16 protein-coding genes are annotated in these 14932 nt (G+C 74.0%); 11 read left to right on the forward strand and 5 right to left on the reverse strand.

The features are described from left to right. Positions 1–5 precede the first annotated feature (5 nt). Genes IL992_RS20945 through IL992_RS20985 form a run of 10 tightly spaced genes read left to right on the forward strand, consistent with a single transcriptional unit; the run spans position 6 to position 9500 of the window. Entirely contained in the window at positions 6–1322 is a 1317-nt protein-coding gene (locus IL992_RS20945) for a cobyrinate a,c-diamide synthase (RefSeq protein ID WP_193205065.1), read from the forward strand. Continuing rightward, entirely contained in the window at positions 1319–2053 is a 735-nt protein-coding gene (gene cobI / locus IL992_RS20950) for a precorrin-2 C(20)-methyltransferase (RefSeq protein ID WP_193205066.1), read from the forward strand. The genes IL992_RS20945 and cobI overlap by 4 nt, the downstream gene beginning before the upstream one ends. Further along, complete coding sequence (cobM, locus tag IL992_RS20955; protein WP_193205067.1) at positions 2050–2850, forward strand: precorrin-4 C(11)-methyltransferase; 801 nt, start codon at positions 2050–2052, stop codon at positions 2848–2850. Before cobI ends, cobM begins: the two co-directional genes overlap by 4 nt. Next, positions 2847–3989, forward strand: a complete 1143-nt coding sequence (locus tag IL992_RS46335) for a cobalt-precorrin-5B (C(1))-methyltransferase (RefSeq protein WP_319018703.1) — start codon at positions 2847–2849, stop codon at positions 3987–3989. Before cobM ends, IL992_RS46335 begins: the two co-directional genes overlap by 4 nt. Further along, entirely contained in the window at positions 3983–5158 is a 1176-nt protein-coding gene (gene cbiE / locus IL992_RS46340) for a precorrin-6y C5,15-methyltransferase (decarboxylating) subunit CbiE (RefSeq protein WP_226873494.1), read from the forward strand. Before IL992_RS46335 ends, cbiE begins: the two co-directional genes overlap by 7 nt. Beyond that, positions 5155–6828 (forward strand): precorrin-3B C(17)-methyltransferase, encoded by a 1674-nt coding sequence (gene cobJ, locus IL992_RS20965; RefSeq protein WP_226873495.1) that lies wholly within the window; start codon positions 5155–5157, stop codon positions 6826–6828. The genes cbiE and cobJ overlap by 4 nt, the downstream gene beginning before the upstream one ends. After that, positions 6825–7007 (forward strand): 4Fe-4S binding protein, encoded by a 183-nt coding sequence (locus IL992_RS20970; RefSeq protein WP_193205068.1) that lies wholly within the window; start codon positions 6825–6827, stop codon positions 7005–7007. The genes cobJ and IL992_RS20970 overlap by 4 nt, the downstream gene beginning before the upstream one ends. Next, positions 7004–8044 (forward strand): HoxN/HupN/NixA family nickel/cobalt transporter, encoded by a 1041-nt coding sequence (locus IL992_RS20975; protein ID WP_193205069.1) that lies wholly within the window; start codon positions 7004–7006, stop codon positions 8042–8044. The genes IL992_RS20970 and IL992_RS20975 overlap by 4 nt, the downstream gene beginning before the upstream one ends. After that, positions 8041–8634: a precorrin-8X methylmutase gene (locus IL992_RS20980; protein WP_193205070.1), complete on the forward strand. Its 594-nt coding sequence runs from the start codon at positions 8041–8043 to the stop codon at positions 8632–8634. The genes IL992_RS20975 and IL992_RS20980 overlap by 4 nt, the downstream gene beginning before the upstream one ends. Next, the gene (locus tag IL992_RS20985) at positions 8631–9500 is read left to right on the forward strand and encodes a sirohydrochlorin chelatase (protein ID WP_193205071.1); all 870 of its coding nucleotides are present in this window, start codon (positions 8631–8633) and stop codon (positions 9498–9500) included. Before IL992_RS20980 ends, IL992_RS20985 begins: the two co-directional genes overlap by 4 nt. On the opposite strand, the gene IL992_RS20990 is transcribed toward IL992_RS20985, so the two are convergent. Next, complete coding sequence (locus IL992_RS20990; RefSeq protein ID WP_319018704.1) at positions 9497–10342, reverse strand: NAD-dependent protein deacetylase; 846 nt, start codon at positions 10340–10342, stop codon at positions 9497–9499. The genes IL992_RS20985 and IL992_RS20990 overlap by 4 nt on opposite strands. A 30-nt stretch (positions 10343–10372) precedes the next feature. Further along, the gene (locus tag IL992_RS20995) at positions 10373–10981 is read right to left on the reverse strand and encodes a YceI family protein (protein WP_226873496.1); all 609 of its coding nucleotides are present in this window, start codon (positions 10979–10981) and stop codon (positions 10373–10375) included. Positions 10982–11016: 35 nt separating this feature from the next. Between IL992_RS20995 and tsaA the strand changes: the two genes are divergently transcribed. Next, positions 11017–11436, forward strand: a complete 420-nt coding sequence (tsaA, locus tag IL992_RS21000; protein ID WP_193205072.1) for a tRNA (N6-threonylcarbamoyladenosine(37)-N6)-methyltransferase TrmO — start codon at positions 11017–11019, stop codon at positions 11434–11436. A gap of 530 nt (positions 11437–11966) precedes the next feature. Here tsaA and IL992_RS21005 read toward each other — a convergent pair. The 3 genes from IL992_RS21005 to IL992_RS21015 all read right to left on the reverse strand — a co-directional run bounded on the left by IL992_RS21005 (position 11967) and on the right by IL992_RS21015 (position 14924). Beyond that, a complete protein-coding gene (locus IL992_RS21005; protein ID WP_319018705.1) occupies positions 11967–12692 on the reverse strand; it encodes an alpha/beta hydrolase family protein in 726 nt (241 codons plus the stop codon). A gap of 156 nt (positions 12693–12848) precedes the next feature. Next, the gene (locus IL992_RS21010) at positions 12849–13352 is read right to left on the reverse strand and encodes an HNH endonuclease signature motif containing protein (protein ID WP_193205074.1); all 504 of its coding nucleotides are present in this window, start codon (positions 13350–13352) and stop codon (positions 12849–12851) included. A 702-nt stretch (positions 13353–14054) separates the two neighbouring features. After that, positions 14055–14924 carry a universal stress protein gene (locus IL992_RS21015; RefSeq protein WP_193205075.1) on the reverse strand — a complete coding sequence of 290 codons (870 nt, stop codon included), beginning with the start codon at positions 14922–14924 and terminating at the stop codon, positions 14055–14057. Between the last annotated feature and the right edge of the window lie 8 nt (positions 14925–14932).

Consider the following 14932-nt stretch of genomic DNA (forward strand, 5'->3'; position numbering starts at 1 on the left):
CTCGAATGGTGACGATCCCTCGCCTGGTCGTGGCCGCCCCCGCCTCGGGCGCGGGCAAGACCACCGTGGCCACCGGGCTGATGGCGGCGCTGACCGCGCGCGGCCTGGCCGTCTCGCCGCACAAGGCGGGCCCCGACTACATCGACCCCGGCTACCACGCGCTCGCCACCGGACGCCCCGGCCGCAACCTCGACCCGTTCCTCGTCGGGGAGGACCTGATCGCCCCGCTGTTCGCGCACAGTGCGCGCGGCGCGGACATCGCCGTGGTCGAGGGCGTCATGGGCCTGTTCGATGGGCGTGGTCCCACGTCCGAGGCGTCCACCGCGCACGTCGCCCGGCTGCTGGACGCGCCGGTGCTGCTCGTGGTGGACGCGTCGTCCCAGGCCGCGTCCGTCGCGGCCCTCGTGCACGGCTTCGCCACCTTCGACCGGTCCGTACGGATCGCCGGGGTGGTGCTCAACCGGGTGGGCTCGGCCCGCCACGAGGAGATCCTCCGGGAAGCGCTGCGCCCCCTGGGCATTCCGGTGGCCGGGGCCCTGCCGCGCGACGCGGCCGTCCACGTGCCGTCGCGGCACCTCGGCCTGGTGCCCGCCGCCGAGCGCCACCCGCAGGCGCGGCGGGCCGTGGCCGCCCTCGGGACGTTGGTGGAGCGCCACTGCGACCTCGGTCTCGTGCTGCGCCTGGCGTCGGCCGCGTCTCCGCTCTCCGCCACGCCCTGGTCGGCCGCCGACGCCGTCGGAGAACCCTTCCCCGGCAGGCCCGTGGTCGCGGTGGCCGCCGGCGCGGCGTTCACGTTCTCCTACGCCGAGACGGCCGAACTCCTGACCGCCGCGGGGGCCGAGGTGGCCCATGTCGATCCGCTGCGCGACGAGGCGCTGCCGTCCGGGACCCGCGGGCTGGTGATCGGCGGCGGCTTCCCCGAGGTCCACGCCGCCGACCTGGCCGCCAACACGCCGCTGCGGGAGCAGGTCGCCGGGCTGGCCACCCGTGGCCTGCCGATCGCGGCCGAGTGCGCGGGCCTGCTCTACCTGGCCGCCTCGCTCGACGGCGCGCCGATGTGCGGCGTGCTGCCGGTGGAGGCGCGGATGACCGGGAAGCTGACGCTCGGCTACCGCGAGGCCGTACGGCCCGACGGCACCGTCGTGCGCGCCCACGAGTTCCACCGCACGGCCTGCTCCCCGCCCGCCGGGGAGTCCCCGGCGTACGTGCTGCCGAGGCGGGAGGGGTTCGTCCGGGGCGGGGTGCACGCCTCCTACCTCCACCCGCACTGGGCGGGAGCGCCGCGCCTGGCTCGCGACCTCGTGAAGGCGGCTGCCGCGTGAGGCCCGTGCTGACCGGGGTGGGCGTCGGCCCCGGCGACCCCGACCTGGTGACGGTGAAGGCCGTGCGCGTGCTGCGCGAGGCCGACGTCGTGGTGGTGCCGGTGGCCGACACCGGCGAGGAGGGCCGCGCCGAGCGCATCGTCCGCGCCCATACCGGCCGCGAGGTGACCCGGCTGGTGTTCGCGCTGAGCGACCCGCCGGGCAGCGGGCCGCGCCGCGACGACGCGTGGGACGCGGCGGGCGCGTCCGTCGCCGCCGCCTATGACGCCGGCGCGCGGACGGTCGCGTTCGCGACCATCGGCGACCCCAACGTCTACAGCACCTTCACCTACCTTGCCGAGACCGTGCGGGGGCTGGTGCCGGAGGTGGAGGTCCGCACGGTTCCGGGCGTCACCGCCATGCAGGCGCTCGCCGCGAGCAGCGGGACCGTCCTGGTCGAGGGCCGCGAGTCGCTCGCGCTGATGCCGTTGACGGCGGGGCTGGACGCCCTGCACAGGGCGCTCGACGTCCACGACACCGTCGTCGCCTACAAGGGAGGACGCATGCTGCCCCAGGTGCTGGCCGCCGTCCGCGACTCCGGCCGCCTCGCCGGCGCGGTGTACGGGGCGTCGCTCGGGCTGCCGGGGGAGGATGTGCGGCCCGCCGCCGGGCTCGACCCGGCCGAGGCCGGGCCGTACCTGTCCGCGCTGCTGGTGACCCGCGAGCGTACGGGCCGGGGAGGCAGGCTGTGAGCAGCGGCAAGGTGACCTTCGTGGGGGCGGGGCCGGGCGCGCCCGACCTGCTCACGCTGCGCGGCGCGGCGGCCATCGCCGAGGCCGACGTCGTGATCTGGGCCTCCAGCTTGGTCCATCCCGGCGTGCTCGACCACGCCCGCGGCGACGCCCGGGTGGTCGACTCCGCCGCGGCGCCCCTGGAGGAGGTCGTCGCCCTGTATGAGGAGGCGGCCCGCGACGGCCTGGGCGTGGCCCGCGTGCACTCCGGCGACCCGGCCCTGTGGGGGGCGGTCCAGGAACAGCTCGACCGGTGCGCCGCGCTCGGGCTGGAGACCGAGGTCATACCGGGAGTCTCCAGCTTCACGGCCGTCGCCGCCGCCGTACGGCGGGAGCTGACCGTGCCCGAGATCGCGCAGTCGGTCGTGCTCACCCGGCTGGAGGGCGGCAAGACGCCGATGCCCGAGGGCGAGACCGTGCGGGAGTTCGCGGCGCACGGCACGACGATGGCGCTGTTCCTGTCGGCGGCCCGCGCGGGCCGGTTGCAGGAGGAGCTGCTGGCGGGCGGATACCCGCCCGAGACGCCCTGCGTGGTCGGCTACCGGGTCACGTGGGAGGACGAGCTGGTGCTGCGCTGCCGCCTGGACGAACTGGCGGCGTCGGTGCGCGCCCACCGGCTGTGGAAGCACACGCTGGTGCTGGTCGGGCCCGCGCTGGAGGCCCACGGGACGCGCTCGCATCTCTACCACCCGGGCCATTTCCACGGGCATCGCCGCTCCGACCCCGCTGCCCGCCGCGAGCTGAAGGGATCCCGGTGAGCGAGGGCCCGGAGCTGCGCGAGCCGGACCTGCCGCGCACGATGCGGGTGCGCAAGCGGGCGCTGCGCACCGGATGGACGACGGGCACCTGCGGCGCCGCCGCCGCCAAGGCCGCCAGCATCGCGCTCGCGCACGGCGACACCCCGTCCACGGTGGACACGCCGCTGCCGGGCGGCGGCCGGGTGACGCTGCCGGTCGACTCCTACGAGGTGGCGGACGCCAAGGCCACCGCCGTCGTCGTCAAGGACGCGGGCGACGACCCCGACGTGACCCACGGCGCGCACCTGACCGCGACCGTGTCCTGGCGGCCGGAGGCCGGGATCGAACTGGACGGCGGCGTCGGCGTGGGCGTGGTCACCCGGCCGGGCCTCGGCTTGGAGGTCGGCGGCCCGGCCATCAACCCGGTCCCCCGGGCGCAGATCACCCAGGCCGTCGGCGAGGTGGTGGACCTGGGACGGCGCGGCGTCCGCGTGATCATCAGCGTGCCCGAGGGCGAGCGGATGGCCCGCAAGACCACCAACGCCAGGCTCGGCATCCTCGGCGGCATCTCGATCCTCGGCACGACCGGGATCGTGCGGCCGTTCTCCACCGAGTCGTGGCGCTCCTCAGTCGTCCAGGCGATCGACGTGATGGCGGCGCAGGGCGAGCGCACGCTCGTGCTGTCCACGGGCGGGCGTACCGACAGGGCCGCCATGCGGCTGCGGCCCGACCTGCCCGCCGTGTGCTTCGTCGAGGTCGGCGACTTCACCGGGGCCGCGCTGCGCCGGGCCGCCGACGCGGGGCTGACCGACGTGCTGTTCGTCGGCATGGCCGGGAAGCTGACCAAGCTCGCGGCGGGCGTGCTCATGACCCACTACACCCGCTCGAAGATCGACAAGGACCTGCTGGCCCGGGTGACCCGCGAGGCCGGCGGCGACGAGGCCCTGGCCGGGCGGGTCGCCGAGGCCAACACCGCCCGGCACGCGTACGAGCTGTGGGAGGCCGCCGGGCTGCTCGAACCCGCCGGACGCGTGCTGTGCGCGCGGGTCAAGGACGTGCTGGAGCGGTTCTGCGACGGCGCGCTCACCGCCTCGGTGATCATGGTCGATCCGGACGGCCACGCCCCGGTCGCCTCCAGTGGGAAGGCCGCCGGATGGTGACGGTCATCGGCGTCGACGGACGCCCACTCGCCCCCTGGGCGGCCGCGCGGCTCGCCGAGTCGACGCTGGTCGTGGGCGCCGCCCGCCACCTGGACACGCTTCCCGTCCCCGAGCGGGCCGAGCGCGTGGTGCTGGGAGACGTGACGGCGGGCGTGCGGGCCCTGAAGGCCCACGACGGCACCGCCACGGTGCTCGCCTCGGGAGACCCCGGGTTCTTCGGCCTCGTCCGCCTGCTGCGCGAGCACGACCTGGACGTCGAGGTCGCGCCGGCCGTCTCCTCGGTCGCGGCGGCCTTCGGCCTGGCCGGGCTGAACTGGGACGACGCCGTCGTGGTGAGCGCGCACGGGCGCGACCCGCGGCGGGCCGTCAACGCCTGCCGGGCGCTGGCGAAGGTCGCCGTGCTCACCGCCCCCGGCGCGGGGCCGGCCGAGATCGGCGCGGCGCTGCGCGGCTGGCCACGCCGGCTTCTGGTCGCGGAACGCCTCGGCTCCGCCGACCAGCGGATCACCGAGTGCACGCCCGAGGAGGCCGCCGGGCGGGGGTGGGCCGACCCGAACGTGGTGCTGTCGCTGGTCGACGGCCCGTCTCCGCGCGGCTGGGCCGCGCCGCCCCGGCAGGCCCCGGAGCGGTGGGGCCTGCCAGAGGAGTGCTTCGAGCACCGCGACGGCATGATCACCAAGGCGGAGGTGCGGGCGCTCGCCCTCGCGCACCTCGGTCCCGGCCTGGGCGACCTGGTCTGGGACCTGGGCTGCGGCAGCGGCTCCGTGGCGGTCGAGGCCGCCCGGTTCGGCGCCGCCGTCGTCGCCGTCGACCGCGACCCCGGCCAGTGCGACCGGACGCGCCGCAACGCCGCGGCGTACGGCGTCGAGGTGCGCGTGGTGCACGGCGAGGCCCCCGGGTGCCTCGCCGGGCTTCCCGGGCCGGACTCCGTGTTCGTGGGCGGGGGCGGCGCCGGCGTGGTGAGCCATGTCGTCCGTCTCGGCGCGCGGACCGTCGTCGCCGCGCTCGCCGCCGTCGACCGGGTGCCCGCCGTACGCGACACGCTGCGCGCCGCGGCGTACGACGTGGGCGGGGTTTCCCTGGCGGCGAGCAGGTTCGCCGATCTGCCCGGCGGCGCCACCCGGCTGGCCGCGGCCAATCCCGTCTTCCTCGTATGGGGGCATCGATGAGCGTGACAGGTCTGGTGACCGCGACCAAGGCCGGCCGGGCCGCCGCCGCGCGTCTGGAGCAGGCGTGGCCGGCCACCAGGTGGTATCCGGTGGCCGACCTGGTGCGGGCCTGGCGCGAGTGCGACCGCATCGTGTGCTTCCTCGCGGTCGGCGCGGCCGTACGGCTGCTCGCGCCGCTGCTGCGGGACAAGCACGACGACCCGGGGGTGGTCTGCGTGGACGAGGCGGGCCGCTTCGCGGTGGCCCTGACCGGCGGCCACGACGGCGGCGCCAACCGGCTCGCCCACGAGGTCGCCGGCGCGCTCGGCGCGACACCGGTCGTCACCACCGCGACCGACGTCACCGGGACGGGCGCCCTCGACGCGCTCGGTCTACCGGTCGAGGGCGACGTGGCGGCCGTGACCCGGGCCATGCTCGACGGCGAGGAGGTGACGCTCACCGCCGACGCCACCTGGCCGCTGCCGCCGCTGCCCGTCACCGCGTCCGACACGCCGCGTCCCCCTTGTGTGGTGGTGACGGACCGGATCGTGGACCTGCCGCGCCCGGCCGTCGTCGTCCGGCCGCCGAGCCTCGTCGTCGGCGTCGGCGCGAGCCGGGGCGCCGCCGCCGAGGAGATCCTCGCGCTGATCCGTGACGCGCTGGCCGAGGCCGGGCTGTCGCCCCGCTCGGTCGTCCGCCTGGCCACCGCCGATGTGAAGGCGGACGAGGGCGGGATCGTGGCGGCCGCCCGCGCGCTCGGCGTGCCGCTCGTCACCCACCCCGCCGAACGGCTCGCCGGGGTCGAGGTGCCGCACCCCAGCGAGGTCGTCCGCCGGGCGGTCGGCACCCCCAGCGTGGCCGAGGCCGCCGCGCTCGCGGACGGCGGCGAGCTTCTCGTGCCCAAGCGCAGGTCGGCCATGGCGACCGCGGCCGTCGCCCGGCTGCGGCCCCGCGGCAGGCTCGCGATCGTCGGCCTCGGCCCCGGCTCCCGCGACCTGATGACCCCGCGCGCCGTCGCCGAGGTGCGCCGCTGCGGCTGTCTGGTCGGCCTCGACCAGTACGTCGACCAGATCCGCGACCTGCTGCGCCCCGGCACGCGGGTCATCGAGTCGGGCCTCGGAGCGGAGGAGGAACGCGCCCGCACCGCCGTACGGCTGGCCCGCGAAGGCCACGCGGTCGCGCTCGTCGGCAGCGGCGACGCGGGCGTCTACGCGATGGCCGCGCCCGCTCTGGAGTTCGCCGACGACACCTTCGACGTGGTCGGCGTGCCGGGGGTGACGGCCATGCTCGCCGCCGGTGCGCTGCTCGGCGCGCCGCTCGGCCACGACCACTGCGCGATCAGCCTGTCCGACCTGCACACGCCGTGGGAGGCGATCGACCGGCGGGTGCGGGCGGCGGCCGACGCCGATCTCGTGGTGGCCTTCTACAACCCCCGCTCGCGCGGCCGCGACTGGCAGCTTCCCCGGGCGCTGGAGATCCTCGCCGAGCGGCGCGGGCCCGGCACCCCGGTCGGCGTGGTGACCGACGCCAGCCGGCCCGGGGAGAGCATCGCGCTGACCACGCTCGGCGGGCTCGACGTGTCCGCCGTGACCATGCGCAGCCTGGTGATCGTCGGCGCCACGTCCAGCAGGGTCGTGGCGGGCCGCTTCGTGACGCCGAGGGGGTACGCGTGGCAGCCCTCGCCCACGTGACCGCCTACGTAGTGACCTCGGCCTGCGCCGGCTGCGGCGCCTGCCTGCTGACCTGTCCCGAGCACGCCATCCGGCCCGGACCCCGGGTTTCGCTCATCGTGCTCGACCAACGGTGCACGCGCTGCGGCGAGTGCGCCGAAGTGTGCCCCGTCGACGCCGTAGTGGAGGTGCGGGCGTGAGTGTCGACACGTACGGAGCCTGGACGCCCCGTGAACGGGCCAGGATCGGCGGCATCGTCGCCGTCGTCGCCGCCCTGCACATCGCGGGCTGGGCCCTCTACCTGTACTACGCCGACGGCCTGGCCGGGGCCGGGGCGTTCGCGGGCGCCGGGACGCTCGCCTACAGCCTCGGCATCCGCCATGCCTTCGACGCCGACCACATCGCCGCCATCGACGACACGACCCGGCTGATGATGCAGCGGGGCCGCCGCCCGGTCGGCGTCGGCTTCTTCTTCGCCCTGGGCCACTCGACGGTCGTCTTGGTGCTCGCCATGGTCGTCGCGGCCGCCGCGGGAGCGACGGTCTCCGGGGAGGGCGTCGAGGAGTTCCGGCACGTCGGCGGCGTGGTGTCCCAGGTGGTCGCCATGTCGTTCCTGCTGCTCGTCGCCGTGCTCAACGCCCTTGTCCTGGCCGGGGTGATCGGCCTGTGGCGGCGGATGGCGCGCGGCACGCTCGACCGGGACGAGCTGGAGGTGCTGCTGCTCAACCGCGGCCTGCTCAACCGGGTGCTCGGGCACAGGGCGCGCGGGCTGATCCGGTCGTCGTGGCACATGTACCCGGTCGGCATCCTGTTCGGGCTCGGCCTGGAGACCGCCAGCGAGGTCACGCTGCTCGCGCTGTCGGCCGGGACGGCGGCGCAGGGCGGACTGCCCGCCCTCGCCGTGCTGACGCTGCCCCTGCTGTTCGCGGCCGGGATGACCGCCTGCGACACCGCCGACAGCCTGCTGATGTCGCGCGCCTACTCCTGGGCGCACCGCAGCCCCGCCCGGCGGCTGTACTACAACGCGGCGACGACCGGGATGACCGTCGTCGTGGCCGCCTTCATCGCGAGCGTCTATCTCGCCGGGCTTCTCGGCGGGCCGCTCGCGGCGTACGGGTCGCTTTCCGAGCACTTCGAGGTGCTCGGCTACGCCATCGTCGGCGCGTTCGCCGCCGTCTGGGCGGGCGCCGCCGTCGTGTGGCGGCTGTCCGGGCTCGGCAGGAGGTACGCCGAGTGAGAAGGGCGGTCCATCCCATCGAGGCCCGGTCGTACGAGATCCTGCGCTCCCGGGCGGACACCTCCGGGCTGCCGCCGCTGACCCGGGCCGTGACCGAGCGGGTGATCCACGCGAGCGCCGACCTCGACTACCTGACCGACCTGGTGGTCTCGGCGGAGGAGGACCTGCGTCGGGCCGCGGACGCCCTGCGCGCGGGCACCCCCGTGGTCACCGACGTCGAGATGGTCGCGGCGGGCATCACCGCCGTCACTCCCGTCTGCCACGTCCGCCGGGCCGTCGCGCGGGACGGCCTGACCCGCAGCGCCGCCGCCGTCCGCCTGGCGTACGACGAGGTGGGCCCGGGGGCGGTGTGGGTCGTGGGCAACGCCCCCACCGCACTCGAGGAGATCCTGCGCCTCGGCGTCCGTCCCGCGCTCGTCGTCGGTTTGCCGGTCGGATTCGTCGGCGCCGCGGAGAGCAAGGCGGCCCTGCGCGCGTCGGGACTGCCCGCGGTCAGCAACCGCGGCGAGAAGGGCGGCTCGGCGGTCGCCGCCGCCGCCGTCAACGCGCTGCTTTACGGCGCTCCGGAAAACAAGGAGGCATCATCATGACCGGCTCGCCGGCGCTGCTCCTCGTCGGCCACGGCACGCGGGACGCGGCCGGAGTCCGCGACTTCCACCTTCTGGTCGAGGAGGTGGCCGCCCGGACCCCCGTCGCGGTCGCCGGCGGGTTCATCGAACTGTCCCGCCCGCCCCTGCGTGAGGCGGTGGCGACGCTGACCGGGGCCGGGCACACCAGGCTCGGCGTGGTCCCGCTCGTGCTGGTCGCGGCCGGGCACGCCAAGGGCGACGTGCCCGCGGCGCTGCACCGGGAGGCGCTGCGCCACCCCGGCCTCGGCTACGCGTACGGCAGGCCGCTCGGGCCGCACCCCACCCTGCTCCAACTGCTCGACGAGCGGCTGGACGCGGTGCTCGACCCGTCCGAGCGCCCGGAGACGACCGTCGTGCTCGTCGGCCGCGGCTCCTCCGACCCCGACGCGAACGCCGAGCACGTCAAGGTGGCCCGGCTGCTGTGGGAGGGACGCGGCCTGGCCGCCGTCGAGCCCGCGTTCATCAGCCTGGCCGCCCCCGGCGTGCCCGCCGCGCTGGACCGGGCCCGGCTGCTCGGCGCCCGCCGGATCGTCGTCCTGCCCTACTTCCTGTTCAGCGGCGTGCTACCGGACCGCACGGCCGAGCAGGCGCGTGCGTGGGCCGCGGCGCATCCGGAGGTCGAGGTGCGCTGCGCCGACGTCATCGGACCCGCGCCCGCCCTGGCCGGCCTGGTGCTGGAGCGCTACCACGAGGCGCTGCGCGGCGACATCCGCATGAACTGCGACACCTGCCTCTACCGGGTGCCGCTGCCGGGCCACGAGCACCGGGTGGGCGCCGCCCAGCACCCGCACCACCATCCGGACGACCCGGCGCACGTGCACGTTTAGGGAATGCTGTCCACAAGCGCGGTGAGGGTCGCGCCGAGCGGGGCGTCGAAGGTCATCAGCGCCTCGCCGTCGCCCCGGGTCGGCCCCTGGTTGATGATCGCGACGGGGATCGAGCGGGCGGCGGCGCGCCGGACGAACCGGTATCCGGACATGACGGTCAGTGAGGACCCCAGCACAAGCAGCAGACCGGCCCGCTCGGTCAGCGCGTAGCACTCCTCGACCCGTGACGGCGGCACGTTCTCGCCGAAGAACACCACGTCGGGCTTGAGCACGCCGCCGCAGCCCTCACAGTCCACCGTGCGGAACGTCTCGATCTCGTCCACGGCCAGGACGGCGTCACCGTCCGGGTTGATCATCTCCGAGCGGGCCTGCCAGCCGGGATTGGCCGCGCGCAGGCGCCGGTCGAGCGCGTGCCGCGAGGTGCGGTGGCCGCAGGCGAGGCAACGCACCCGGTGCAGGCTGCCGTGCAGTTCGACGACCCCGTGCGCGCCCGCCGCCTGGTGCAGGCCGTCCACGTTCTGGGTGATGATCCCGGCGACCAGACCACGGCGTTGCAGTTCGGCGACCGCGCGGTGCCCGGCGTTGGGCGCTGCGTCCACGATGTGACGCCACCCCAGGTGGCTGCGCGCCCAGTAGCGCCTGCGGGCGGCGGCGTTGCTCACGAAGGTGTGGTAGGTCATCGGCTCGGCTTTGCGCCTGCGGCCGGTCTCCCCTCGGTAGTCCGGGATCCCGGATTCGGTCGACAGGCCGGCCCCGCTGAGGATCACCACCTCGCCGTCGGCCAGGAGATCGGCCAGCATGCCCCACCGCTCGGCGGTCCCCGCGTCGCGCACCACAGTCACGCATCCATGGTGCCCCACGCAGCACACATGTCAGCCCCGCCCCTCCCCCAGCCGTACGTCGAAGATGACCTCGACCTCGTCGCGCAGTTTGAGCGCGCCGAAGAACGCGGAGTAGGGGCGAATGCCCCACTGGGACTGCACGACGGTCGCCCGGCCGCGCGCCCGCCCGTCCGCGATCGCGCCGTCCACCGTGACCGGCCGTGTGACGCCCGCGATCGTCAGGTCGCCCTCGACGTGGAACGCCTCGGGATCGCCCTCGACCCGGGTCGACCGGAACATGACCAGAGGGTGCTGATCCGCCTTGAGGACCTTGTCGCGCATGTTCTTCTCGATCTCGACGCGGTCGGAGTCGGTGAGCGGCTTGACCCCGCCCGTGCCCTCCCTGACCCGCATCGAGGCCACCTCGGCCTCCAGCGTCACCCGGCAGCCCGCCGGGTCGTCCGGCGTCACCACCGCCTCGCCCCGCCACCGGGTGACCTCGATCGTCAGATCGTGCCCGGCCTTGGCGCCCAACCCGGCGCGGCCGGTGAGGACCAGGAGCCGGCCGGACCTCGGCCCCAACGCGTACGTGCCCGCCTCGACGTCCATTTCGTGGGCATTCCCGCGGAACGGGCCGGAGATGTCGGCACCAGATGACATCGTGGTGATCCAATTCCCTCGAAAGGAGAAGGATCATGAGTGAGCCCACCACGTTCACCGTGCGGCCCGTCGGCGTCGTACGGTCCGTGCTGACCGATCGCGCCGAGGCGCCCCGACAGGGACGCGAAGGTGCGCCGGACGCCTGGCTGGAGGTCGACCCGGCCGTCGCGGAGGCCCTCGACGGCATGACGGCGGGTGACGAGGTGCTCGTCCTCACCTGGTTCCATCAGGCCGACCGCGAAACCCTGCGGGTCCACCCGCGCGGGGAGACGAGCAACCCGTTGACCGGCGTGTTCGCGACCCGCTCCCCGGACCGCCCCAACCCGATCGGCCTGCACCGGGTCACGGTCCTGGAGTCCGACCCGGCCCGGGGCCTGCGCGTGCACCCGCTGGAGGCCATCGACGGCACTCCTGTCCTCGATATCAAGCCTGTGCTGGACGCGGTCGAGCGGTGACAATCTTCCAGACGCCTTTACGATGTAGATTTTGATGCTCCGAGCCCCCGTGACATGGGGCGGCCGGGGAGCCGAGAGATCGTCGATCGGCGACGAGAAAGGGTCTCGTCGCCGCGCGAAAGATCCAGGGACGGCCACGCTCTGATCTTCAATCCCAGGGTTGTCGGGATTCGTCCGCCTGGCGCGCTCTACCAAGCTGTGCACCGCGTATGGATCCCGCTCATGGTGCTGGTCGCCTACACCTCGTGTGGCCGCCGCTGTTCACCACCGCCCTCGGTTGGCTCACCCGCATCGCCCTCGAACGAGCGCGGGGGCGCGGATTTCCGTTGACCGGCGGCTCCTGACCGTTCTCACGGGCCCTTCAGACTTGGAAACAGACACTAGGGCCCCGACCGGACGCTACGACAAGACGTCCGCGAGCTCCATGGCGGGGCTCCAACTACGCGGATCCATCATCTGGATGCGCAGCCTCAACCCGGGCCCGCGGCAGTGGCGCCCGGCCGGTCCGCCGGACACCGCGACCGCTCACGTCAGGCCGGCGAGGTGACCGCTCGGCCGTAGTGCCGGGCAAAGAACCGGACAGCGCTGTCGGCCTCGAAGCGGGGCAGCTCCTTGTGCTTGCCTGAGTTCACGTGCAATGACTTCTCCTTCGAGGCGAAGGCGTCGAACAGCGCGAGACCCTCCTCGCGCGAGATGTGCTCGTCGTCCCACTGCAGGTCGAACTCGATCGGGATGGTGATCCGCTTCGCCTTCTCGACCAGGACATCGGGCCAGTGCTGACCGAAGACCGCGGCCGTGATTCTGGGTTCGATCGCCACGAACGGCACGCCGATCGCGGTGCCCATGTTGATGCCCCAGAAGCCGACCGGCCCGCTGGCGCCGATCTCGGGAAGTTCCTGGAGTGCGTCCAGGGTCGCCTGGTACTCGGGCACGGCGAGCTTGGCCAGGTGCTCGTTGTAGCGAACGACGATCGGGCCTTCCGGCTCGCCCGCCGACCTCGCCCGAAACAGCTCGGCGATTTCCGCCTCGTCGTGCGCTGTGCGCGGCCTGTCGCCGTGACCGGGCGCGTCGATGCAGGCGACGTGGAAGCCGCAGCCGGTAACGAGCAGGCGGGCGCGGCCGGACATCGCCGGGTGCTTCTTGTGGTTGCCGCCGCCGTGGGCCATCAGGATCAAGGGTGCGCTATCGGCCGCGTTCGAGGCTGGCGACCAAAGGACGCCGGGGACGCCGCCCACGGTGAAGTCACGTTCGATCACGTCGTTCGACGACGACTCGGCGGTGAACTGCAGAGAGTGCAAGGGTGTTGCCTTTCGGGAGTGCCTTGTTGTCGAGGCGCTCCCGGCGACACCTACGTCAATCGCCCGACCGTGACGAAAGGGGGAGCACCCACATCGATACAGCGTTCATGGGTCTCACCCCCTCGGACGGTGTCGCGGTCGACTGGAAGCTACCAGCCCGATCGTCGTCCCGGCCAGCCCGTTTCGCCGCCATATGACCACAACTTCAGACAGGCCGTAGGTCTGTGGTCGCCGGGCTTTGGTGGGGTGGTGGTAGGTGAAGGCCCAGCGCTCGGTGCCGAGTTTGCGTCGGGTGTAGCGGTCGGGGTGGCGGTAGCGGTCGCGGTTGTGGAACTGGCAGGCCGGTCCCAGCAGCTTCAGGTCGGTCAGGCCGCCGGTGCTCCAGTTGTCGGCGTGGTCGATCTGGCACATGGTGGCCGGGACGGGGCAGCCGTCGATCCAGCAGGTGGCGTAGCGGGCGAAGACGGCTCGGCGTTGGGCGGGGGTGGCCAGGCGGACCTTGCGGCCCATGTCGAGCACCTGCCCGTCGGCGTCCATCACCAGCCGCACCAAAGTGCTGGTGCGGGCAAGGCGGTGCACGCCGGAGACGGGCAGCATCTGCCCGGTCGCCAGCAACAACCCTGGTGACACCCCTAGTGACACGCCCGGCGACGCACCAGGGGATGCTCCTGGCGCCGGCGGCGAACCTCTCCCGCACCCCCGGCAAACGCGCCAACTCCACGCCCAGGGTGAGCAGGCGGCCCGCCCCCGCCACGGTCATCCCCCCGACGGTGCGCAACCGACTGCGGGTCGAGGCATGCCCATGCTCCTTGGCCCGCCCCGCACGATGCACCCGCCCCACCCGATCAGTAAGAGCACACGTGATCCGATCCCGCGCGAACATCAACTCCTCAGCCTCAGCCAGACAGGCGTCCACATCCTCCGGCAAGGTGTCAGCGCCAACGCCTGCGCCGACTTATGCGGACAACCCACCAACACCCACGACGACCGGGCCTTGTCCCGAGCGGAACCGGCCCCACAATCACTGACACGGTCGCCGCTCGCGGCACCGGGCGCGCCGCCGCCGGTGTCCTGGCTCGCGTGCTGCCGCAGAGGTAAGACCGACCAGGCGCCTTTACTTTGTAGATTCAGGACTTCAGGCGCCCGATAGCGGAGACAATGGATATTCATGCATCGGCCCTGTGCTGCGGTTATACAACCGAGACCGTCGCCGTTGCGCTCTCCTCCGGCCGGCTCCGCGTCTTTCCCATGCTCAGTAGAGCAACGCCGATCCGCCGGGCGCGTGCCCGAAATCGATCGCTGAAGGCCCCGCCCGGGCCCTCAGCCCTCGCCGGCGCGGGGCCGTACGACCGCGACGGGGCAGTGCGCGCGGTGCAGCACGGCGTGACTGACCGAGCCGATCAGCGCACCGCGCACGCCGCCCAGTCCCCGGGACCCGACGACCACGAGGTCGGCGACGAGCGAGGCGTCGGCCAGCGCCGGGACCGGGTGGCCGCAGACCGCCGACTCGACGAGCGGGACGTCCGGGTGCTTGTCGCGCCACGGCGCGAGCCGCAGCCGCGCCGCCCGGCACTCGTTGTCGAATATGTCCTCGATCGCCGTTCCGTAGCCGAGGGCGAAGGGCGAGAACATCGGCATCTCCCAGGCGTACACGGCGTGCACCCGCCCACGCCGCGTCCGGGCCTCCTCGAAGGCGAACTCCAGGGCCGCCTCCGAATGAGGTGACCCGTCGAAGCCGACGACGACCTCGTGGTAATCGTCCCGGTGCGGTTTGCGCACCACCACGACCGGGACTTCCGCATGACCGGCAAGGCCGAGGCCGACGGACCCGAGGACCAGGCCGGAGAAGCCGCCCACCCCCCGGCTGCCGACCACGAGGGCGTCGGCGCCGGCAGACCCGGCGCGCAGGGTCTCGACGACCGTCCCCTCGGCGAGCTCCGTGGTCACCTCCAGTCCGGGGGCGATCTCGCGGGCGCGAGCGGCGGCCGCCGCGAGCACGCCCTCGCAGAACTCGCTGTAGGACTGGGTGAAGCCCTCCACGGCGTGGAACGGGTACTCGTGCGCCCACGGCTCTCGCACGTGGACGATCCTCAGGGAGGCCCCCCGGCGCCGCGCGTCATCCGCCGCCCACTCCAGCGCCGCCGTCGCTGGCTTCGATCCGTCGACGGCGACGACGATCTGTCCGGCCATGTACTTCT

The sequence above is a fragment of the Microbispora sitophila genome, assembly GCF_014892245.1.
Lineage (GTDB): Bacteria > Actinomycetota > Actinomycetes > Streptosporangiales > Streptosporangiaceae > Microbispora > Microbispora siamensis.

What these genes read in the sequence shown, in the direction of transcription:
- tsaA (WP_193205072.1), top strand. Translation starts at nt 11,017, where the DNA reads ATGAGTGAGCCCACCACGTTCACCGTGCGGCCCGTCGGCGTCGTACGG.
- cbiE (WP_226873494.1), top strand. Translation starts at nt 3,983, where the DNA reads ATGGTGACGGTCATCGGCGTCGACGGACGCCCACTCGCCCCCTGGGCG.
- IL992_RS20995 (WP_226873496.1), bottom strand. Translation starts at nt 10,981, where the DNA reads ATGTCATCTGGTGCCGACATCTCCGGCCCGTTCCGCGGGAATGCCCAC.
- cobJ (WP_226873495.1), top strand. Translation starts at nt 5,155, where the DNA reads ATGAGCGTGACAGGTCTGGTGACCGCGACCAAGGCCGGCCGGGCCGCC.
- IL992_RS20985 (WP_193205071.1), top strand. Translation starts at nt 8,631, where the DNA reads ATGACCGGCTCGCCGGCGCTGCTCCTCGTCGGCCACGGCACGCGGGAC.
- IL992_RS21015 (WP_193205075.1), bottom strand. Translation starts at nt 14,924, where the DNA reads ATGGCCGGACAGATCGTCGTCGCCGTCGACGGATCGAAGCCAGCGACG.
- IL992_RS20945 (WP_193205065.1), top strand. Translation starts at nt 6, where the DNA reads ATGGTGACGATCCCTCGCCTGGTCGTGGCCGCCCCCGCCTCGGGCGCG.